Origin of the sequence: Pseudomonas cyclaminis (genome assembly GCF_015163715.1) — a bacterium.
Taxonomy (GTDB): Bacteria; Pseudomonadota; Gammaproteobacteria; order Pseudomonadales; family Pseudomonadaceae; genus Aquipseudomonas; species Aquipseudomonas cyclaminis.
This window is the reverse complement of record NZ_JADDUM010000063.1, coordinates 1-21,524: the sequence shown is the minus strand read 5'-3', so window position 1 is coordinate 21,524 and position 21,524 is coordinate 1. Positions and strand designations below refer to the sequence as shown.

Sequence of the window (21,524 nt, the reverse complement as noted above, 5' to 3'; positions counted from 1 at the left end):
CCCCTCCCACATTTAAACCGCATGTCAATGCTGACTTTTTGTTATTCCCTACTTTGCACACACCATGACCGGCAAAACCCAATCCACCTCGAAAATCGCGCAGATCCTGTTCGGCCTGCTGGCCTACGTCAGCCTGGGCATCGGGCTGGTGGCGATTGTCGTGCCGGGTTTGCCCACCACCGAATTCATCCTGCTGGCCGCCTGGGCCGCGACCAAAAGCTCGCCGCGCCTCAGCGCCTGGCTGGAAAACCACCGCCTGTTCGGCCCCATCCTGTTCAACTGGCGCAACGGCAAGATCATTGCCCGCCGGGCCAAAGTCAGCGCCACCGTGAGCATGCTGCTGTGCGCGATCCTGATGCTGGTGATGCTCGACCATGGCTGGCCGATCTACCTGGCGATTGCCGGGATGAGCCTGGGCAACCTGTGGATCTGGTCACGCCCCGAACGGCTCGTACAGCCCGTATAACGCTGCGTGTAGGTATTTTCCTACCACTCATCGCCTGCCCCTCATGAAACATCCTGATACGCCGATGCTCCGGATATAGCGCTGAAGGGACTTGGCCGTGCTGTGCATTCCAACAAGTCCATTCGCGAGTGAACCTATGTTCGACACCCTCTCTATCCGCTTGAAAATCGTGCTGCTGTCAGGGCTATGCCTACTGGGTGTGATTGCGCTGGTGGTCGGCATCAATATCTTCAACACCAACCAGAACGATCAGTTGGTCAGCGATTCAAGTTCGCGAATGCTCACCGCCAGCGTGGAACAGCTGCTGCAAGCGAAGGCCGCCGAACAGGCCGTGCAATTGCAGAAAACCTTCGGCGACAGCCAGGTGGCGTTGACCGCCCTGGCCGACCAGATCAAAGACCTGCGCAACCTGGGGACCCAGCGCGGCCTCGACGCCGGCGCCCTGCGCGAAGCACTCAACCAGAGCGTAAAAACCGCATTCGAGCGCAACAATAAGGTGCTGGGCATCTGGCTGTCGTTCGAGCCCAATGGCCTGGATGGCAAGGACAGCGAATTCATTGATGACAAGGCCCGCGTGTCCAACGAAAAAGGCCGTTTTTCCAGCTACTGGAGCCGGGCCGGTGGCGCAGGCCTGAACACCATCATGGTCGAGGACGACCTCAACAAAACCGCCCTCAACCTCAGCGGCACGCCCTACAACATCTGGTACACCTGCCCACGCGACACCCGCAGCACCTGCCTGCTGGACCCGTACGAAGACACCGTGGCCGGCAAACCCGTGCTGATGACCACTATTTCCCTGCCGCTGATCGTGGACGGCAAGGTCATTGGCATTGTCGGTGTCGACATCGCCCTCACCGCCCTGCAAGCGACCACCGATGCCGCGCAGAAAGACCTGTTCAACGGCGCGGCACACCTGGAAATTCTCTCCAGTACCGGCTTGATCGCCGCCTACAGTGGCGAACCGGCCAAGGTCGGCAAGAACCTGATCGATACCCTTGGCGCCGAAGGCAAGGAAATCGTGCAACTGCTGGCCAGTGACAGCCGCATGATCCGCGAACAGGGCGACACCATCCGCGCCGTGTACCCGGTCAAGCCCATCAGCGATGCCAAATCCTGGGGCGTGGTGATCAAGCTGCCAAAAGCCGTGATGCTGGCCGATAACGTCAAGCTGCAAGCCGTGCTCGACGATGCCCAGGCGGCCGGCGTGCTCAAAGCGTTGCTGGTGGCGGCTGCCGCAGCGCTGCTCGGCCTGCTGCTGATCTGGCTGACCGCCACCGGCGTGACCCGCCCGATCAACAGCGTGGCCGCGATGCTCAAGGACATCGCCAGCGGCGACGGCGACCTCACCCAGCGGCTGGCTTATGCCAAGAAAGACGAGCTGGGCGAACTGGTGAACTGGTTCAACCGCTTCCTCGACAAGCTGCAACCGACTATCGCGCAGATCAAGCAAAACATCACCGAGGCCCGCGGCACGGCGGATCAATCCTCAGCCATCGCCCGCCAGACCAGCGAGGGCATGCAGGTGCAGTTCCGTGAAATCGACCAGGTGGCCACGGCGTCCAACGAAATGAGCGCCACCGCCCACGACGTGGCCAACAGCGCCTCGAATGCCGCCAGTGCGGCACGCGGCGCCGATCAGTCGGCACGCGAAGGCATGCAGATCATTGAAAAGAGTACGCGGGATATCACCACCCTCGCCGAAGAGGTCAGCAAGGCCGTAGGCGAAGTCGAAGCCCTGGCGGTCAACAGCGAGCAAATCGGCTCGGTGCTGGAAGTGATCCGCAGCATCGCCGAGCAGACCAACCTGCTGGCGCTCAACGCGGCGATTGAAGCGGCCCGCGCCGGTGAAACCGGCCGTGGGTTTGCGGTGGTGGCTGATGAAGTGCGCAACCTGGCCAAACGCACCCAGGACTCCGTGGAGGAAATCCGCCTGGTGATCGAGCGCATCCAGAGCGGCACCCGTGGCGTGGTCGCGACCATGCACTCAAGCCAAAGCCAGGCCCAGAGCAATGCCGGGCAGATCCATCAGGCCGTGCAGGCGTTGGGCAAGATCAGCGATGCGGTGACGGTGATCAGCGATATGAACCTGCAAATCGCCAGTGCCGCCGAACAACAGAGCGCGGTGGCCGAAGAGGTCAACCGCAACGTCTCGGCGATTCGCACTGTGACCGAAACCCTGACCGGCCAGGCTACCGAATCGGCGGCCATCAGCAGCCAGCTCAATGCCTTGGCCAGCCAGCAGATGAAACTCATGGATCAATTCAAGGTGTAAGACACACCAACGGTCAAATGTGGGAGGGGGCAAGCCCCCTCCCACATTTTGACCGCGTACTGCTTAGAGACCCGTCCAGGCCTTCACAAACGCCGCCACATCTTCCTTCGCGGCCGTACGCGGTGGATTCTGTGGTGTCCCCAAATAGAGGAAGCCAATCACCTCCTCATCCGCCGTCAGCCCCAAACCCTTGGCCACATGGGCCGAGTACGACAATTCACCCGTACGCCACACCGCACCAATCCCCTGTGCATACGCCGCCAGCAGAATGCCATGAGCCGCACAGGCCGCCGCCAGCAGTTGCTCGGACTTGGGCACCTTGAAGTGCTCCTGCAAACGGGCAATCACCACCACCACCAGCGGGGCGCGCAACGGGCCGTTCTGGGCCTTGTCGATGGCGGCTTGCGGGGCGTCGGCGTCTTGCAGGCGTGCGGCCTCGGCCAGCAGCGTACCCATCTGCTCACGGGCGGCACCTTCTACGGTGAGGAAACGCCAAGGACGCAGTTGACCGTGGTCGGGCGCACGCATGGCAGCGGCGAACAGCACGTCGCGCTGCTCCTGGGTCGGTGCCGGCTCCAGCAAACGCGGCACGGAAACACGGTTGAGCAAAGCGTCGAGAGCCTGCATTGGCCACCTCCAGAAAAAAATGTGGGGTCATTCTAGCGGGAATGAATCGGCTTCCACCAAACGATAATTGCTCTTATTCATTCCCCCCGGCCCTGTTAGACTTTGCGACCACATTTTTCACGCTCGTTCAGGAAACTCGATGTTCCGTTCGCTAGTTCGTCTGTCCGTCGCATGCATGGCCCTGGGCCTGACTGCGTGCGATGACGCCCCCAGGTTCACCAAGGCCGAGCCGGGTGAATCACGGGCGGGCGGCGCGGCGACGGTGAACAAGCGCGACCAGAACGCGTTTTCCCTGCCGTCGGCCAACCTGTCGCCGACGCGCCGCCTGGACTTCAGCGTCGGCAACAGCTTCTTTCGCAACCCCTGGGTGATCGCGCCGTCCACCACCACCGCCCGCGATGGCCTCGGCCCGTTGTTCAACACCAACGCCTGCCAGAACTGCCATATCAAGGACGGCCGTGGCCACCCGCCGCTGCCGACGCGGCCAATGCGGTGTCGATGCTGGTACGCCTGTCGATCCCCGACGAGCCGCTCTACGCCAGGCTCATCGAGCAGGCGGGCGTCGTGCCCGAGCCCGTCTACGGCGGGCAACTGCAAGACATGGCCGTGCCGGGCGTGGCGCCGGAGGGCAAGGTGCGGGTCGACTACACGCCGGTCAACGTCACGTTCAAGGACGGCACCGTCGTCGAGTTGCGCAAGCCAAACCTGCAGATCACCCAGCTCGGCTACGGCCCAATGCACCCCGACACCCGCTTCTCGGCGCGCATCGCCCCGCCGATGATTGGCCTGGGCCTGCTCGAAGCGATCAGCGACGCGGATATCCTGCGCAACACCGACCCGAAAACCGCCGATAAAGAGGCCATCGTCGGCCGGGCCAATCAGGTCTGGGATGACGCCCGGCAAAAAACCGTCCTCGGGCGTTTTGGCTGGAAAGCCGGGCAACCCAACCTCAATCAACAAAATGTTCACGCGTTTTCTGGTGATATGGGCCTCACTACGTCCCTGAGACCCTTTGATGACTGCACCGACGCCCAAGTGGCCTGCAAACAGGCGCCCAACGGCAATGGCGCCGAAGGCGAGCCGGAAGTCAGCGATAATATTCTGCGCCTGGTGCTGTTCTACACCCGCAACCTTGCTGTGCCCGTGCGCCGCGACGTCAATGATCCGCAGGTGCTGGCCGGGAAAAACCTGTTCTACCAGGCCGGTTGCCAGGGTTGCCACACGCCGACGTTCACCACCGCCGCGAATGTCGCCGAACCCGAATTGGCCAACCAAGTGATCCGCCCCTACAGCGATTTGCTGCTGCACGACATGGGCGAAGGCCTGGCCGACAACCGCAGCGAATTCAAGGCCGGTGGCCGCGACTGGCGCACGCCGCCGTTGTGGGGCATCGGCCTGACGCAAACGGTGAGCGGCCATACCCAGTTCCTGCATGATGGCCGCGCCCGCAACCTGCTGGAAGCCGTGCTCTGGCACGGCGGTGAAGCCCAAGCGGCGCAGCAGCATGTGTTGTCCTTTAATGCCGAACAGCGCGCTGCGTTGCTGGCGTTCCTGAATTCTCTATAAGCTTCGCCCCACTTACAGAAGGGAGCTCGACATGTTCCGTCCCAAGTTGTTGTTCACCAGCCTGGCCGCCCTCGCCCTGGGCGCCTGCTCGCCACAAGACCCGCAAGCCGTGACCTCGGCGGCGATCGCCAAACAAGTGATCCTGCCAACCTACAGCCGCTGGGTTGAAGCCGACCGCCAATTGGCCGTCAGCGCCCTCGCCTACTGCCAGGGCAAGGAAAGCCTGGACACCGCCCGCGCCGACTTCCTCCACGCGCAAAAAGCCTGGGCCGAGTTGCAACCACTGCTCATCGGCCCGCTGGCCGAGGGCAACCGTGCCTGGCAAGTACAGTTCTGGCCGGACAAGAAAAACCTGGTCGGTCGCCAGGTCGAGCAACTGGTCACCAGCCAGCCGCAGATCGACGGCGCCGCACTGGCCAAATCCAGCGTAGTGGTGCAAGGCCTGTCGGCCTACGAATACATCCTCTACGACGCCAAGACCGACCTCGCCGACGACGCGAACAAAGCCCGTTATTGCCCTCTGTTGGTGGCCATCGGCGACCGCCAGAAAGTCCTGGCCGAAGAGATCCTGGCCAGTTGGAACAGCACCGACGGCATGCTCGCGCAGATGACCAAGTTTCCGAACCAGCGCTACGCCGATTCCCACGAAGCCATCGCCGATCTGCTGCGCGTCCAAGTGACCGCCCTCGACAGCCTGAAGAAAAAACTCGGCACGCCCATGGGTCGCCAGACCAAGGGTATCCCGCAGCCGTTCCAGGCCGATGCATGGCGCAGCCAGTCGTCCCTGCAAAGCCTGGAAGCCAGCCTCGCCGCCGCCCAGACCGTATGGGTCGGCGTCGACAACAAAGGCCTGCGTGGCCTGTTGCCGTCGGATCAAAAGCCGCTGGCCGACAAGATCGACGCCGCCTACGCCGCGTCCCTGAAACTGTTCGCCAGCAACCAGCGCACCCTCAACGAACTGTTGAACGATGACGCCGGGCGCCAGCAACTCAACGACCTCTACGACAGCCTCAACGTCGTCCACCGCCTGCACGAAGGCGAACTGGCCAAGGCGCTGGGCATCCAACTGGGCTTTAACGCCAACGACGGTGACTGATGATGCTCAGGCGACAGGCTTTGGCGGTTGGCAGCGTGCTGCTCAGCGCACTCACGCTGGGTGGTTGGACGCTGTTCAAGCAAAAAGACAAGGGCCCGCTGCTGCTGTCGGCGCGCGATGATGCAGACGGCAAGCACTACGCCGTGGGTTATCACCTGGACGGCAAGCCCGTGTTTGCCACCCAGGTCGGCCAACGCTGCCACGACATCATCAACCACCCGACGCTGCCGATTGCGCTGTTCGTCGCCCGTCGTCCGGGCACCGAGAGTTACCTGATCGACCTGCGTGATGGCGCGTTGCTGCAAACCATCACCTCGAAGGCCAATCGCCACTTCTATGGCCATGCAGTGATCCACAAGAGCGGCGACTGGCTCTACGCCACCGAGAACGACACGTCCGATCCCGGCCGAGGTTTGCTCGGTGTGTATAAGTTCGAAAGCGAGCGGTTGGTGCACAGCGGCGAGATTTCTACCCACGGCATCGGCCCGCACCAGGTGTCGTGGATGCCCGATGGCGAAACGTTGATCGTGGCCAACGGCGGCATTCGCACCGAAGCCGAAAGCCGGGTGGAGATGAACCTCAACGCCATGGAGCCAAGCCTGGTGCTGATGCAGCGCGATGGCACGCTGATCAGCAAGGAAACCCTGGCCCAACAGATGAACAGCGTGCGCCATATGGGCATCGCCAGCGATGGCACCATCCTTACCGGGCAGCAGTTCATGGGGCCGTCACAGGAGCGTTCCGAGTTGCTGGCGATCAAGCGGCCGGGGCAGCCGTTCGTGGCATTCCCGGTGGCGGATGAGCAGTTGCAGGCCATGGGGCATTACACCGCCAGCGTCGCGGTACACAGCGAGTTGCGCCTGGTTGCATTGACGGCGCCGCGTGGCAATCGCTTCTTTATCTGGGACATGGACAGCGGCGAACTGCGCCTGGACGGGCCGTTGCCCGATTGCGCCGGCGTCGGTGCGGTGGCGGACGGATTTGTCGTCACATCGGGCCAGGGCCGTTGCCGTTTCTACGATTGCCGCCAGAAGCCGTTGGTTGCAAAGCCGCTGGAATTGCCGGCGGGGCTGTGGGACAACCACCTGCACCTCATCTGATCCGTTGGGATTGCACCACTCCACGCTTTCGTCTTTAGACGCGCGGTTTGCAAAAAAAAAGGGCCTCGCATCGCAAGGCCCTTTCCCGGTGGTTTCAATCGCTTCAACTCTGCGGCCTCATCCCTTGAGACATGCCGAACATGAACAGGAGCAACTCATGATCAGGCTTGGCTGCCGTACTCGCCTTGGCGACCCGCGGCAACAGGCATTGCGCCCCACCCTGCGTCGCACTGAGTACCTGTGTGCGAGGCTGCTCCCATGCGGCCAGGGCCAAGGCTGCAACGCCTAACGCCCCCACCAGGAACACACCTCGTGCTATTTCTAGCTTCATTTGGTTAAACCCTTGATAGCGCTGCCAAACGCCGTCTCGTAAAAGTAGCTGAGTTTTGCCCAGTCGCTATCGTTCCACGACGAATGGCGGCGCAGTTGCCGCATATCATGGGCCGCTGCCCGATAAGCGGTCAGGCGCTGACGGCACTTCTCAAAGTCCAGCAGTGCCACTTCCACATTGGCCGAGTCGCCCTCGCCCGTCACCCGTACAAAGATATGCTTGATGTACAGGCAACCATGCTGCCAGCGGCCCTTGTGCATGCGCGCCAGGGTGCCGGCCAGTTCCTTGAGTACGCGCTCGTGAACCAACTCGCCGTAGCGTTCACGGCCACCAACCGAGTACCAGTTTTCAATTTCGTCGAAACCGTCGAGAGACGCCGTGACCAGCAACGCCTGCCAATGATGCTCGGCATCGCGGCGGGCCTCGCAGAACACCAGTTCCGGTACCCGCACATCCAGCAGGCGCAGGCCCTTGAGGGCATCACGCTCGCGCAGCACGGTAGGGCGCCCAAACGGATGCAGCCAACTGCGATAGATATGGCCGGTCTGGCGTTTGCTGTAGAGCAGGCGCCCATTGGCGCTCATCACCCGCTGCACACCACTCTCACCGCCACGCCGACGATTGGGTTCTTCGACCCATTCGCCTTGTTGGCGCCAGAAATAGTCAAACCTTTCTTCGGGAGTTACGTGACTGCCTGCTACGCACTCAACTGCCATCCTGTTACCTCTTGCGTAATACGTACACTCGCCACATGGCGTACAGCGGGATGAAGTCCAGGGACTCCTGGACACGGAAACCGGCTTGCTCAAACTCTGCTTCAACAGTAGCAGCCGGTAACACAAATCTGTTTTGGTAACCTTCCTGCTCACCCTTCTTGCGCCGCTGATCTTCGAGGCGCTTGCGTTTCCAGGCTTTGAAATTGCCATCGACCCACAGCGAAATGATCACGCTGTCACGGGTAACACGCTGAAACTCCCGCAATATCGCCAGTCGGTGCGCCGGATCACCAATGTGGTGCAACAAGCGCATACAGAAAATGCTGTCGACCGAGTTATCCGGCAAATCGATATCAAAGGCAGATGTCTGCAAGGGTCGTACCCGTTTCACCACATCCGCAGGTTGGGCGACGGTTGCAACTTTCAACATTGATGCCGAATTGTCTGCACCGATGATCACACGGTTGGGTTTTTCCGCCAGCAATGGCCAGAAGCGCCCCGCCCCACAGGGCAGGTCCAGCACCAGGCCAGGCTCACCCGCCATCGCCAGCGCGCCGCGGGCCAATTGCTCGTCGCGTTTGTGGGACAACCGGCGGGCCAGATTGTCCTGATGCTTGAGCAAATATTCGTGGGCGTGTTCGTCGTCGTACTTTTCGGAAAATTCGAGCTTGATGGGGTCAGACATCACAGGTCTCCAGTGACTGATGCCTACCACCTTAAGCAGCAAACTGTGATCAACAGGTCAACCGTGTGTGAAAAACTTGTCCTGTCCAATCCCATACATTTCAAGACTTTACAGACACATTCAGTAGCATGGGGCCATCTTCGCCGAATGACGGGAATGTCTGGCAGGATAGCGGCAGGGTGAGCGGTCAGGCCTTGACCTGACTCAACTCGACATGAAAGCGACAGCCATTGGGCTCCATGGTGCTGAGGCTGACGCTCCAGCCCTGGTTCTCGCAGATGCGCTGGACCAGTGACAACCCCAACCCCAGGCCCTCACCGCGCTTTTCGCTGCCGCGTACGAACGGCTCGAACATCGCTTCGCGCTTGTCTTCGGGAATGCCGACGCCCGAGTCCTCCACTACGAAACCGCTGGGTTCAAGTGTGAGCCGGATAAAACCGTGCTCGGTGTAGTGCAAGGCATTGCGCAACAGGTTGCCCATCACCGCGTGCAGGAACGTGGTGTTGTAACGCGTGTCCAGCGGGTTGCCCGGCTGGTAGATCAGCTCCAGGCCTTTGCGCTCGATTTGCTCACGCCAGATGCCGAGCAAGTCATCCGCCACTTGCGTCAGGGTGACCTGAGGCGACATGGCCGCATCGTTATGCTGGGCACGGGCCAGCATCAGGAAGGTCTGCACCAGTTCACGCATTTCTTCACAGGCCCGAGCAATACGCAGCACCTGGTTACGCCCGCGCTGGTCGATGGCTGGGTTTTCCAGCAACAGCTCGCAGGAACTGGCCAGCACCATCAAGGGCGTGCGCAATTCGTGGCTTACATCGCTGGTGAACATTTGCTCACGGGATAGCGCCTGGCGCAGGCGCCCCAGGGTGGCGTCGAAGGCCACGGCCAGCTCTCCGACTTCATCGGCGGCATAGTCCGGCGCCAGGGGCGGGGCCAGGCCCAGCAATTGGTCGCGATGCCGCACCTGGCGCGCCAGGCGTACCACCGGCGCCATTACTTTGCGCGCCAGCACCCAGCCGAGGAACACCGCCAGCGCCAGGCTGAGCACAAGCCCACCAGCACCACGGCGAACAGCACGCGCTCGCGCTCTTCGAAATCGCTTTGGTCTTGCAGCAGCACATAGCGACGACCGTCGATCACTTCGACCATGGCGTGGTAGGACAGCGACTCGCGAAACACCTCATGAAAGCCAGGCTCCAGGTGCCGCAGGTCCTTGGGCAGCTCGAAATCACCCGGACCACCGCTGAAGTAGAACAACTGGTCCGGCTCCGGCCGGTGGTTCCAGTCCTCGACGCTGTCCATCAACAGCAGCCGCTGCAAGTCACCGCCCAAACCCGCCGAAATCAGTTTCTCTTCCACCAGATGCACGGTGGCGACGATGCCCATGGCGAAGGCCCCCGCCACTAACGCGCTCATCAGGGCAAAGGCAATGATGATCCGCTGGGCAAGGCTTTGCTTAAACTCCATCACGACCCTCGGCCAGGCGATAGCCGACGCCGTGCACCGTTTGCAGCAACGGCTTGGCAAAGGGTTTATCGATCACTTGGCGCAATTGGTGGACGTGGCTGCGCAGGCTGTCGCTGTCCGGGCAGTCGTCGCCCCACAGCGCTTCTTCGAGCACTTCCCGACGCAGCACGTGCGGGCTCTTCTGCATCAGCACCGCCAGCAGCTTGAGGCCGACCGGGTTGAGCTTGAGCAGGCGCCCTTCACGGGTGACTTCCAGGGTGTCGAGGTCATAATTCAGGTCGGCCACCTGCAGGGCACGGCGTCCGCCGCCTTGGGCACGGCGCAGCACCGCTTCGATGCGCGCGGCCAGCTCCGACAGGGCAAACGGTTTGAGCAGGTAGTCATCGGCGCCGGACTTGAAGCCCTGCAGCCGGTCATCCAACTGGTCGCGAGCGGTGAGCATGATCACTGGCGTGTCGCGGCGTGCGTCTTCGCGCAGGCGCTTGCACAGGGTGTAGCCATCGATACCGGGCAGCATGATATCGAGCACGATCAGGTCGTAGTGCTCGGTGGCCGCCAAGTGCAGGCCCGACAAGCCGTCCTGCGCACAGTCAACGGTGTAGCCCTTCAGCCCCAGGTAATCAGCCAGGTTGGCCAGAATATCGCGGTTGTCTTCAACCAATAAAATTCGCATGGGCAGTGTCTCCGTACGCGGTAACGGCCGTGTTGGCTCGCGCAGCTTAAGGCCAAGTGTGGCTCAGGGATAGAGCTGAAGGGCCCGTCGATTAAGGTTTTCAACCGTTTCTTGAGTTGAACGAGTTTTTCACTATAGCTTCACAAACTGACTACAGTGTCAGCGTGAAGATCGCCCCCATTGATATAAGGAACATGGACATGGGGTTTCTCAAAACAGCGGCTATGCGCTATTTGCTGTTGGTAACCGGTGCCTGGCTGCTGGTTTTCCTGCTCACGCGCAGCGTGCTGCTCATCACTCACCTGGACGAAGTCGGCGGCAATCTGCTGCCGGTGTTTGGGGTGGGCTTGCTGTATGACCTGGGCTTCCTGGCCTATGCGGCGTTGCCGCTGGGGCTGTATGTGCTGTTATGCCCACCCGGTCTGTGGCGTCGTCGTGGTCACCGCTGGTTCCTGCAAGCGGTGCTCACGGCCAGTCTGTTTGCCATGCTGTTCACCTCCGTCGCCGAATGGCTGTTCTGGGACGAATTCGGCGTGCGCTTCAACTTTATCGCCGTTGACTACCTGGTGTATTCCGACGAGGTATTGAACAACCTGTTGGAGTCTTACCCGATCGGCAAGCTGCTGAGCCTGCTGGCGATGCTGGCCCTGGTGCTGAGCCTGGCCCTGCGCAAGACGTTTAACGCAACAATGAATGCGCCCTTGCCGACGATGCGCGGCCGTATGGTGAATGCGCTGGCGCTGTTGGTCGTTGCCGGCCTCAGCCTGCAATTGATCAGCCAGGACAGCCCGCGCACTCAGGGTGGCAACGCCTACAAAAACGAGCTGGCCAGCAATGGCCCCTATCAGTTTTTCGCCGCTTTCCGTAACAACGAGCTGGACTACCCACAGTTCTACAAGACCTTGCCGACGGAGGTCGTCGCCCGGCAATTGCGCAACGAACTCAGTGAGCCCAATGCCCGCTTTATCGGCAATGATCCGCTGGATATCCGTCGCGCCATCACCAACCCGGGAACGTTGCGCAAACCCAATATCGTGCTGGTGACCATCGAAAGTTTCAGCGCCAAGTACATGGGCAGCAACGGCGACGAACGCAACCTCACGCCCAATCTCGATGCGCTGCGCAAGCAAAGCCTGTACTTCAATAACTTCTACGCCACCGGTACCCGTACCGACCGCGGACTTGAGGCCATCACCCTGGCAATCCCACCTACGCCGGGGCGTTCGATCGTCAAGCGCATCGGTCGCGAAAGCGGCTTTGCCAGCCTGGGGCAGCAACTCAGTGCTATCGGTTATGACAGCGTGTTTGTGTATGGCGGACGCGGTTACTTCGACAATATGAACGCGTTCTTCAGTGGCAACGGCTATCGGGTCGTAGACCAAAGCAGCGTGCTCGAGTCTGAAATCTCGTTTAAAAACGCCTGGGGCATGGCCGACGAAGATCTCTACAACCAAACCCTGAAGCTCGCAGACACCGACTACGCCAAGCGGCAGCCGTTTTTGCTGCAACTGATGACCACCTCCAACCACCGCCCGTACACCTATCCGGACGGTCGCATCGATATCAAATCCGGCAACGGACGCGACGGTGCAGTGAAGTACACCGACCACGCCATCGGCCAGTTCCTTGAGGCCGCACGCCAGAAACCGTGGTTCGACAATACGATCTTCGTGTTCGTCGCCGACCACACCGCCGGCAGCGCGGGCAAGGAAGACCTGCCCATCACCAACTACCAGATCCCGCTGTTCATCTACGCACCGAAGCTGATCGACGCCCGGGAAACCGCGCAACTGGCCAGCCAGATCGACCTTGCGCCGACACTGCTGGGCCTGATCAACCTGAGCTACGAGTCGACCTTCTTCGGTCGCAACCTGATGCAAGACAACCCGTTGCCAGCGCGCGTAGTGGTCGGCAACTATCAGCACCTGGGGTTGTTTGACGGCAAGGACCTGGCAATCCTCAGCCCGCGCCTCGGCCTGCGTCGCCACGACGAGGCGTTGGGTGAAAGCCAGGAATTGCGGGTGGGCAGCGATGACCCGTTGATCCAACGGGCGATCACCTACTACCAGGCCGCCAGTTATGGGTTCAAACAACAGTTGCTGAGTTGGAGGGCCCCCAAGGAGGAGGCGCCCGCTCTGAGCACACGCTAAACCATTGCCCCGTACAGGTCAGTACGGGGCATGCCTACCAAGGCTAGCCATGAATAACTGCGCCGCTGCGCCCGTTTCCAAACCGCTTAATCTCTGGCTGTGCCTGGGTATTCCTGCCGGCGCTGCACTGGTGTTGCTTGTGCTGGAGTTGACGTCCCTGGACATGGACCTCGCCAAACGCTTCTACAGCGCGGCGGATGGCGGATTTATCGGTCGTTACAGTTTCTTCCTCGAAGACATCCTGCATGACCGCGCCAAGCAGTTGGTGATCCTGTTCTCTGTGCTGGCAATTCTGGGGTTTGCCGGGACATTCATTTTGCAAAGGCTCAAACCCTACCGTCGCGAACTGGGCTGTCTGGTGCTTTCGCTGGGGTTGGCGACTGCCTACGTCTCACCGCTGAAAACCATCACCGCCGTGCAATGCCCCTGGAGCCTCAAGGAGTTCGGAGGGCAGGAAACCTACAGTGCGCTGCTGAGCCCTCGCCCGCCTACGGATAAACCCGGACGTTGCTGGCCAGGGGGTCATGCCGCTACCGGCTTCGCCTTGTTCGCCTGGTTTTTTGCCCTGCGTGACCGTCGGCCGCGCTTGACACGCTACGCATTTGTCTTCGCCGCAGGCTTGGGCAGCGTCTTTTCAGTGAGCCGCATGCTGCAAGGCGCGCACTTCTTTTCCCACAATGTGTGGACGGCGATTTTCTGTTGGCTGATCTGCCTGGGCATGTATTGCTTGTTGCTGTACCGGCCGTCGAGGCACGCCGCGCGCCTTTGAACCCCATGCACCGCGCAAAAAAAAGCCCCGCCTGCATCACTGCAGGCGGGGCTTTTGGGTTAGCCGGGTAAGGCTGGCTTACATCATGCCGCCCATGCCACCCATGCCGCCCATGTCTGGCATACCGCCGCCAGCGCCTTCAGCCTTCGGCTTGTCAGCAATGGCCGCTTCGGTGGTCAGGATCAGACCGCCGATGGAGGCTGCTGCCTGCAGCGCGGAACGAGTCACCTTGGTAGGGTCCAGGATGCCCATTTCGATCATGTCGCCGTAGACGCCAGTCGCAGCGTTGTAACCGTAGTTACCTTTGCCGTTCTTGACTTCGTTGACCACAACACTTGGCTCGTCGCCGGAGTTGGCAGCGATCTGACGCAGCGGCGCTTCAACAGCACGACGCAGCACAGCGATACCCACGTTCTGATCAGCGTTGTCGCCGGTCAGGTTGGTCAGGGCTTCCAGAGCACGGATCAGCGCAACGCCACCGCCAGGTACCACGCCTTCTTCAACGGCTGCGCGGGTTGCGTGCAGGGCGTCTTCAACGCGGGCTTTCTTCTCTTTCATTTCAACTTCGGAACCAGCGCCAACCTTGATCACTGCTACGCCGCCGGACAGCTTGGCCAGACGCTCTTGCAGTTTTTCACGGTCGTAGTCCGAGGAAGTCTCGGCAACCTGGGCGCGGATCTGAGTGATGCGCGACTGGATGTCGCCTTCAACGCCAGCACCGTCAACGATGATGGTGTTTTCCTTGGAGATGGTCACGCGCTTGGCGCTACCCAGGTTTTCCAGGGTGGCGCTTTCCAGGCTCAGGCCGATCTCTTCGGAGATTACGGTACCGCCGGTCAGAACAGCGATGTCCTGCAGCATGGCCTTGCGACGGTCGCCGAAACCCGGAGCCTTGACGGCTGCGACTTTAACGATGCCACGCATGTTGTTCACAACCAGCGTCGCCAGGGCTTCGCCTTCAACGTCTTCGGAAACGATCAGCAGTGGACGGCCGGCTTTGGCAACGGCTTCCAGCACTGGCAGCATTTCGCGGATGTTGGAGATCTTTTTGTCGACCAGCAGGATCAGCGGGCTGTCCAGCTCGGCAACCATGGTTTCTGGCTTGTTGACGAAGTACGGGGACAGGTAGCCACGGTCGAACTGCATGCCTTCAACAACCGACAGTTCGTTTTCCAGGCCAGTGCCTTCTTCAACGGTGATCACGCCTTCTTTACCGACTTTTTCCATGGCTTCGGCAATGATGTCGCCGATGGAGCTGTCGGAGTTGGCGGAGATGGTGCCTACCTGAGCGATTGCCTTGGTGTCAGCGCAAGGCTTGGACAGGTTTTTCAGCTCAGCAACGATGGCGATGGTCGCCTTGTCGATGCCGCGCTTGAGGTCCATCGGGTTCATGCCGGCAGCGACGGCCTTGTAGCCTTCGTTGACGATTGCCTGAGCCAGAACGGTAGCGGTGGTGGTGCCGTCGCCTGCGTCATCGTTGGCACGGGAGGCAACGTCTTTGACCAGCTGCGCGCCCATGTTTTCGAAACGGTCTTCCAGTTCGATTTCTTTTGCTACGGAAACGCCGTCCTTGGTGATGGTCGGAGCGCCGAAGCTCTTCTCGATGATCACGTTACGGCCTTTAGGGCCCAGGGTCGCTTTTACTGCGTCAGCCAGGATGTTGACACCGGTGAGCATTTTTTTACGGGCGGAATCGCCGAATTTAACTTCTTTAGCAGCCATGATCGATATTCCTTAAATACTTTGTAGTAACGGGAAAATGAGCGGGGAAATCAGTCTTCCAGAACAGCGAGAATCTCGTTCTCAGCCATAACCAGCAGGTCTTCGCCGTCAACTTTCACAGTGTTGCTGCCGGAGTAAGGGCCGAATACAACCTTGTCACCGACTTTAACGGCCAGCGCACGCACATCACCGTTTTCCAGAGTCTTGCCTGGGCCTGCAGCGACGATCACACCGTGGTTGGCTTTTTCAGCAGCCGAACCTGGCAGAACGATACCGCCAGCGGTTTTCTTTTCTTCTTCGCTGCGACGGATTACGACGCGGTCGTGCAGAGGACGAAGCTTGCTCATTGTCGATCTCTCCTAATTGTGTTTTTCATCGGCCGGTGTCAGTACCGGCAGGTTGTTATCCGGCGGTGCCGGTCGCGCCTCGCCAGGCAAGACGCGGAAGTCTGTCTAGTGTTGCCACCAGAAACCTTGCGGTGACCGTTACATAAGGGCGCATAAGCTTATTACAAGGGGGCTCGGCGGAATTTTTTTGCAACTGCCGAGCGATAAAAGCAACACGGCACCCGAAGGTGCCGTGCCAATCAAGCGGTTATTTGCTGTCGCGGTGTTCGAACTCACCTTCGATCACATCACCTTCACGCCCCAACGGCTGGCGCGGAGCAGGCCCGCCACGGGGTTGCAGGTCGTCGGCGAACGCACGCTGGCGGATCGCCGCCTCTTCGGCGCGCTGACGCATCTTGCCGGCCAGCAGCTTGCGGGTGAACGGCAACAGCAGGACCAGCCCGAGCACATCGCTGACGAAACCCGGCAGGATCAACAGGCCACCGGCCAGTGCCATCATCAGGCCTTCAAGCATGGTCTGGGCCGGCAGTTCACCGCGGTTCAGGCTTTCACGGGCACGCAGCGCCGTGGCCAGGCCGGCGACGCGCAGCACCAGAACGCCGAGCATCGAGCCGAGAATGATCAGCAGCAGGGCCGGGAAAAAGCCGATCGCACTGCTGACTTGAACGAATACGAACAGCTCCAACACCGGGAACAGCAGAAAGAGCAATAAAAAAGGGCGCATCAAAAGGTTCCTCAACGCAAGAATGCCTTGCCAGTCCACCTTAGATGACGTCGCCATTATGTGAATTCAAGCGTCAGCCGCGGCTTTTTTCGGCCAGACGTCAGCGTGAGCCAATGAAACCAGGGCTTCGCGCACTTGTGTCGGCGTGTTGCAAGACTCGGCAAACGGCAGCCAGTACAAGGATTGGCCGATGCGCAGGTGCATGCCTTCGCTGTCAATGCCGGCCAGTTGCGCGGGCTCGGAAGCAGGCAGGCCGGCAAGCTGAACGTAATGGGCGATAGCTTTGGTGTGATCGCTGTTCATGTGCTCAATCATGCTGCGCTCGGCCTTGCCCGCGAATGGATTGGCCAGGGTCAACTGATCGACCCAGTGAATCGCGCCAAAGCCGCCGATGTAACGGTGGCGCACCGGCTTGAGCACCCAGAAATCAAAGTCGTGGGCCTTGTGGTAGTTGGCGGAATCGGGGAAGTAGCGGTAATAGCGTTCGGCGGCGGCTTCAATGGCGGCGCCCGCCTCCAGCTTCTCGGCCTCGGCCAGGTAGGTCAGGCGCCCCACTGCCTGCACATCATCGGCCTCGCGTTCGCCGACCAGCAGCGAGCACTTGGGGTCTTTTTGCAGGTTATGGGTGTGCTGGGCAATACGGCTGATCAGGATCAGCGGGCGGCCTTGCTCGTCCAGGCAGTACGGCACGACCGAGCCAAAGGGAAACCCTGGCATGGCTTTGGACTGTGTGGCGAGAGCCCCACGGTATTCCTTGAGCAACAGCTCTCGGGCGTTCTTGGCAACATGCGCGCTCAACGTATGACTCCTCGGGTATTCAGCCGCCCACAGCATATGGGAATGGATCTCAACACAAGGTAATCAATATACGCGCAGGTTGCCAGCGGCTCTGTGTTACCAGGCCACGCCGAAGCCTGCGGTGTAGCGGGTCTTGCTCAGGCTGCTTTCCGAATCGCCACTGATGACGTCGCGCTCGGCCTTGAGGTTGAGGGAGGCCCATTCGGTGACTTTGTAGCGCAGGCCCATCTCGGCATCCAGGGAATAATCCACAGGCCCGTCGATAGGACGGCCCAATTCACCGGTGGTAAAGAACTCGACCGTCTTGCCTACCAGATAGCGGTTGTAATTCCACTTCATGGCCACTGAGTAGAAATTGTCCTTGCCGCCCGTGGCGTATTCATAGTCGGTGCGGTTGACCAGCGAGCCAAGGGAGAACGCACCCAGCTCATCATCCCAGAACTGATAGCCCGGGCCGGTACCGACCGTGCGTTGGCGCGCCAGGTCTTCAACCTTGTCACGCTTGTAGGTCAGGCGCCCCTGCCAGAACCAGTGTTCGGTGAGGAATCGGTCCAGGTCGTATTCCAGGGCCCAGTTGTCGGTGGTGGTGACGTCGTCCTGGAACTCGCGGTTGTACTCGCCCTGGCCGGTGTGACGCCATTGGCCATGACGCGCCGTGGTCTTGAAGTCGATGTCGTAGTCGTTGGTGTCGTTCTCGGCACGCTTGTAGTCCAGCGCCAGGTCGACATTGCCCTTCCACACCAGGTCTTCGATCACCGGCTTGGGCTTGATGATCTGCTGGATGCTGGCCAGGTCGACAGTCTTCGGCGCCTCGCCATTGGCCAACACCACTTTGCCATCGTCTGCGGCCTTCAGGGATTTCGCCTTCTCGCCGGTGTAGGCGTCCTGCTTGACCAGCAGCTCCTGGTCGCTCTCCAGGGTCTTGACCTGCTTCCAGTCCACCGGGATGGCGCCTGCATAGTCAGTCTGGATCAGTAATTTGCCGCCGTCGAAGACCTTGATTTTGCCGGTCAGGCGGTCACCGTTTTTCAACCAGACCGTATCGGCAAGCAAGGGCGTGGAGGCACTGAGGACAGCGAGGCACAGCAGGGTTCTGGACAACATAAGCGGATAAGGAGCTCAAGGTTGGCGAAAAGGGGCGGTTATCGTGTTAGATAGCTAGGACTGACTCAAGGTTTTGTGTTGAGTTCAATTCTCATCGCCATGTTTACAGACGTTTCCTACAGATAGACAGGCGATTTCAACGGATAGCTGCTCAGTGAACCTCTCCGCCGACACCCCGCGAAGCCCCGCCGAAATGCGCCGCACCGCGCTGTACCTGACCTTGGCGCAAGTCCCCGCCGGCTGCGTGGTGAGCTACGGCGAGCTGGCGCAACTGGCTGGCTTGGGACGCGCCGCCCGCTGGGTGGGACGCACCTTGAGCCAGCTTCCCGAGGGCACTACATTGCCCTGGCACCGCGTGCTGGGTGCCGGTGGTCGGATAAGTCTGCCGGTGGGCAGCGTCTCGGGCGACGAGCAGCGCGCGCGTTTGCGCGAAGAAGGCGTGACAGTCCGTAATAATCGCGTGGATATTCAGCGCCATGGCTGGCGCCCGGTAGAGCACAGCGGTTAGAGTGCGCGCTTTGTTTCCGCGAACCTGAGGCAGACTCCAGCCCATGCCCCGTAAAACCTGGCGCGCCGCGCTCGCCGCCTATGCCAGCCCCTCGACGTTAGTCCTGTTGTTGCTCGGCTTTGCCGCCGGCTTGCCTTACATGTTGGTGTTCTCGACGCTTTCGGTGTGGCTGCGCGAGGCCGGTGTGGCCCGCGAGACCATCGGCTATGCGAGCCTGATCGGGCTGGCGTACGCCTTCAAGTGGGTCTGGTCGCCGCTGCTCGACCAATGGCGCCTGCCGCTACTCGGCAAACTTGGACGGCGTCGTTCCTGGTTGGTATTGGCCCAATCGCTGGTGATCCTTGGATTGATCGGCATGGGTTTCTGCGACCCGCAGAAACACTTGTCCTGGCTGATCGCTATTGCCGTCGTCGTTGCCTTCGCGTCCGCCACCCAGGACATCGCGGTCGACGCCTATCGCCTGGAAATCGCCGACGACAGCCGCCAGGCCGCGCTGGCCGCCAGCTATATGTCCGGCTACCGCATCGCCGCCCTGCTGGCCACGGCGGGTGCACTGTTTTTTGCCGAAGGCTTCGGCTCCACCGGTTTCAACTATAAACACTCGGCGTGGACTGGCACCTATGTGCTGTTCGGCGTGCTGATGGTCCCCGCGCTGCTGACCACCCTGTTCATGCGCGAACCGAATGTGCCACTGCGCACCCAGTTGCAGGCCGGGCGCTACAGTTTCATGCATCAACTGATGTCTGTGTTTGTGCTGATCGTGCTGCTGGTGTCCGTACCCGCCATGTTTACCCAGCTGTACAACACCGACTTCGCTAGCGTGCTGTTCCACGACACCAGCGTGTGGGACCTGTTGATGGAGGACCGCGCCTTCCTGCGCGCCATTCTCTATATCACCCTCACCGCCCTGTGCCTCTCGACCATGGGCCGTCGCGGCCTGGCGCCCGTGCTGACGCCGGTCAACGACTTTATCCTGCGCTACCGCTGGCAGGCACTGCTGTTGCTCGGACTGATCGCCACCTATCGCATGTCCGACACGGTGATGGGCGTGATGGCCAACGTGTTCTACATCGACCAGGGCTTTACCAAGGACCAGATCGCCGGGGTCAGCAAGATCTTCGGCCTGATCATGACCCTGCTCGGCGCCGGCATGGGCGGCCTGCTGATTGTGCGCTTCGGCATCCTGCCGATCCTGTTCATCGGTGGCGTGGCGTCGGCCGGCACCAACCTGCTGTTCGTGATGCTCGCGGACATGGGCCCGGACCTGCAGATGCTGATCTTCACCATCTCCCTGGATAACTTCAGCTCCGGCCTCGCCACGTCGGCGTTTGTGGCCTACCTGTCGAGCCTGACCAACCTCAAGTTTTCCGCCACCCAATACGCGCTGCTCAGTTCGATCATGCTGCTGCTGCCGCGCCTGATCGGTGGGTATTCGGGGGTGATGGTAGAAAAGTTCGGGTACCACAACTTCTTCCTGATCACCTGCATGCTCGGCGTGCCGACGCTGCTGTTGATTGCGCTGCACTGGTATCAGGAAAATCGGCGGATTCGGTTGAATCCCCCGCAGGAAGACTGACACCAGCCGGTCAATGTGGGAGGCTTGCCCCCGTTTGCAGAGTGTCAGTCAACTTATCCATGGCTGACACGCAGCTATCGGGGGCAAGCCCCCTCCCACATTAGCCCACACACCCCTCTGCATTCTGATGCCTGTACTCCAGCAGTTTGCGCCCGTACAATCCCAAGTCATTTCAAGTCCAAGCAACCGACAACGGCCTACCATGCGTACCAGTCAATATTTGCTCGCCACACAGAAAGAAACGCCTTCCGACGCGGTTGTGATCAGCCATCAGCTGATGCTGCGCGCCGGCATGATCCGCAAACTGGCCTCCGGCCTGTACACCTGGCTGCCCATGGGCTTGAAGGTGATGCGCAAGGTCGAAGCCATCGTTCGTGAAGAAATGAACGCCGCCGGCTCTCTCGAAGTGTTGATGCCGAGCACCCAGCCGGCTGAGCTGTGGCAGGAATCCGGGCGCTGGGAAGAGTACGGCCCTGAGTTGCTGCGCTTCAAGGACCGTCACGGCCGCGACTTCTGCGCCGGCCCGACCCACGAAGAAGTGATCACCGACCTGATGCGCAACGAGCTGAGCAGCTACAAGCAGCTGCCGCTGAACCTGTATCAGATCCAGACCAAATTCCGTGATGAAATCCGCCCACGCTTCGGTTTGATGCGTGGCCGCGAATTCATCATGAAGGACGCCTATTCGTTCCACGCGGACCAGGCATCGCTGCAGGCCACCTACGACCGCATGCACCAGGCCTACTGTAATGTGTTCACGCGCCTGGGCCTGAAGTTCCGCCCGGTTGAAGCGGACAACGGTTCAATCGGCGGCGCCGGTTCCC

The 21,524-nt window shown here is 60.7% G+C and carries 19 protein-coding genes and 3 pseudogenes; 11 read left to right on the top strand and 11 right to left on the bottom strand.

From position 1 onward, the window contains the following. Positions 1–64 precede the first annotated feature (64 nt). From IQK56_RS09950 to IQK56_RS31900, 3 genes and pseudogenes are all read left to right on the top strand, one after another. Positions 65–466: a YbaN family protein gene (locus tag IQK56_RS09950; RefSeq protein WP_193863849.1), complete on the top strand. Its 402-nt coding sequence runs from the start codon at positions 65–67 to the stop codon at positions 464–466. Between the two features lie 136 nt (positions 467–602). After that, positions 603–1,883: pseudogene (locus tag IQK56_RS31905) on the top strand (methyl-accepting chemotaxis protein); the annotation flags it as partial. Between the two features lie 102 nt (positions 1,884–1,985). Further along, positions 1,986–2,741: a methyl-accepting chemotaxis protein gene (locus IQK56_RS31900; RefSeq protein WP_425274594.1), complete on the top strand. Its 756-nt coding sequence runs from the start codon at positions 1,986–1,988 to the stop codon at positions 2,739–2,741. A gap of 63 nt (positions 2,742–2,804) precedes the next feature. On the opposite strand, the gene IQK56_RS09940 is transcribed toward IQK56_RS31900, so the two are convergent. Further along, entirely contained in the window at positions 2,805–3,368 is a 564-nt protein-coding gene (locus IQK56_RS09940; RefSeq protein ID WP_122310224.1) for an NAD(P)H nitroreductase, read from the bottom strand. A gap of 139 nt (positions 3,369–3,507) precedes the next feature. Between IQK56_RS09940 and IQK56_RS09935 the strand changes: the two are divergent. The 3 genes and pseudogenes from IQK56_RS09935 to IQK56_RS09925 all read left to right on the top strand — a co-directional run bounded on the left by IQK56_RS09935 (position 3,508) and on the right by IQK56_RS09925 (position 7,130). Then, a pseudogene (locus IQK56_RS09935) lies at positions 3,508–4,934 on the top strand (di-heme oxidoreductase family protein). A gap of 31 nt (positions 4,935–4,965) precedes the next feature. Next, the gene (locus tag IQK56_RS09930) at positions 4,966–6,030 is read left to right on the top strand and encodes an imelysin family protein (RefSeq protein WP_099585548.1); all 1,065 of its coding nucleotides are present in this window, start codon (positions 4,966–4,968) and stop codon (positions 6,028–6,030) included. Between the two features lie 2 nt (positions 6,031–6,032). Then, on the top strand, positions 6,033–7,130 hold the full coding sequence (locus IQK56_RS09925) for a DUF1513 domain-containing protein (protein ID WP_193901655.1): 1,098 nt from the start codon (positions 6,033–6,035) through the stop codon (positions 7,128–7,130). A gap of 103 nt (positions 7,131–7,233) precedes the next feature. Here IQK56_RS09925 and IQK56_RS09920 read toward each other — a convergent pair whose 3' ends face one another. The 5 genes and pseudogenes from IQK56_RS09920 to colR form a co-directional block, all read right to left on the bottom strand. Next, positions 7,234–7,461: a hypothetical protein gene (locus tag IQK56_RS09920; RefSeq protein ID WP_099585549.1), complete on the bottom strand. Its 228-nt coding sequence runs from the start codon at positions 7,459–7,461 to the stop codon at positions 7,234–7,236. After that, on the bottom strand, positions 7,458–8,177 hold the full coding sequence (locus IQK56_RS09915) for a lipopolysaccharide kinase InaA family protein (RefSeq protein WP_122310218.1): 720 nt from the start codon (positions 8,175–8,177) through the stop codon (positions 7,458–7,460). The genes IQK56_RS09920 and IQK56_RS09915 overlap by 4 nt, the downstream gene beginning before the upstream one ends. Before the next feature lie 4 nt (positions 8,178–8,181). Beyond that, positions 8,182–8,862: a class I SAM-dependent methyltransferase gene (locus tag IQK56_RS09910; protein WP_099585551.1), complete on the bottom strand. Its 681-nt coding sequence runs from the start codon at positions 8,860–8,862 to the stop codon at positions 8,182–8,184. A gap of 187 nt (positions 8,863–9,049) precedes the next feature. Then, a pseudogene (locus IQK56_RS09905) lies at positions 9,050–10,329 on the bottom strand (sensor histidine kinase). Continuing rightward, complete coding sequence (colR, locus tag IQK56_RS09900; RefSeq protein ID WP_027605482.1) at positions 10,319–11,002, bottom strand: two-component system response regulator ColR; 684 nt, start codon at positions 11,000–11,002, stop codon at positions 10,319–10,321. The pseudogene IQK56_RS09905 and the gene colR overlap by 11 nt, the downstream one beginning before the upstream one ends. A gap of 200 nt (positions 11,003–11,202) precedes the next feature. Between colR and IQK56_RS09895 the strand changes: the two genes are divergently transcribed. Continuing rightward, a complete protein-coding gene (locus IQK56_RS09895) occupies positions 11,203–13,152 on the top strand; it encodes an LTA synthase family protein (RefSeq protein ID WP_193862293.1) in 1,950 nt (649 codons plus the stop codon). 49 nt (positions 13,153–13,201) lie between these two features. Then, positions 13,202–13,921, top strand: a complete 720-nt coding sequence (locus IQK56_RS09890; RefSeq protein WP_193862294.1) for a phosphatase PAP2 family protein — start codon at positions 13,202–13,204, stop codon at positions 13,919–13,921. A gap of 78 nt (positions 13,922–13,999) precedes the next feature. On the opposite strand, the gene groL is transcribed toward IQK56_RS09890, so the two are convergent. The 5 genes from groL to IQK56_RS09865 all read right to left on the bottom strand — a co-directional run bounded on the left by groL (position 14,000) and on the right by IQK56_RS09865 (position 18,616). Beyond that, positions 14,000–15,643 carry a chaperonin GroEL gene (gene groL / locus IQK56_RS09885; protein ID WP_122310210.1) on the bottom strand — a complete coding sequence of 548 codons (1,644 nt, stop codon included), beginning with the start codon at positions 15,641–15,643 and terminating at the stop codon, positions 14,000–14,002. Positions 15,644–15,693: 50 nt separating this feature from the next. Then, the gene (locus tag IQK56_RS09880; RefSeq protein ID WP_003175874.1) at positions 15,694–15,990 is read right to left on the bottom strand and encodes a co-chaperone GroES; all 297 of its coding nucleotides are present in this window, start codon (positions 15,988–15,990) and stop codon (positions 15,694–15,696) included. A 247-nt stretch (positions 15,991–16,237) separates the two neighbouring features. Then, positions 16,238–16,714 (bottom strand): FxsA family protein, encoded by a 477-nt coding sequence (locus IQK56_RS09875; protein WP_122310208.1) that lies wholly within the window; start codon positions 16,712–16,714, stop codon positions 16,238–16,240. 66 nt (positions 16,715–16,780) lie between these two features. Continuing rightward, the gene (locus IQK56_RS09870; RefSeq protein WP_193901651.1) at positions 16,781–17,512 is read right to left on the bottom strand and encodes a HugZ family pyridoxamine 5'-phosphate oxidase; all 732 of its coding nucleotides are present in this window, start codon (positions 17,510–17,512) and stop codon (positions 16,781–16,783) included. A gap of 96 nt (positions 17,513–17,608) precedes the next feature. Then, positions 17,609–18,616 carry a DUF481 domain-containing protein gene (locus tag IQK56_RS09865; protein WP_099585556.1) on the bottom strand — a complete coding sequence of 336 codons (1,008 nt, stop codon included), beginning with the start codon at positions 18,614–18,616 and terminating at the stop codon, positions 17,609–17,611. Positions 18,617–18,809: 193 nt separating this feature from the next. On the opposite strand from IQK56_RS09865, the gene IQK56_RS09860 reads away from it, so the two are divergent. The 3 genes from IQK56_RS09860 to proS form a co-directional block, all read left to right on the top strand. Beyond that, the gene (locus IQK56_RS09860) at positions 18,810–19,124 is read left to right on the top strand and encodes an MGMT family protein (RefSeq protein ID WP_206691793.1); all 315 of its coding nucleotides are present in this window, start codon (positions 18,810–18,812) and stop codon (positions 19,122–19,124) included. Positions 19,125–19,167: 43 nt separating this feature from the next. Continuing rightward, on the top strand, positions 19,168–20,700 hold the full coding sequence (locus IQK56_RS09855; protein ID WP_099585558.1) for an AmpG family muropeptide MFS transporter: 1,533 nt from the start codon (positions 19,168–19,170) through the stop codon (positions 20,698–20,700). 202 nt (positions 20,701–20,902) lie between these two features. Continuing rightward, positions 20,903–21,524: proline--tRNA ligase (gene proS, locus IQK56_RS09850; protein WP_193901649.1), on the top strand; the 622-nt coding region annotated here is incomplete at its 3' end.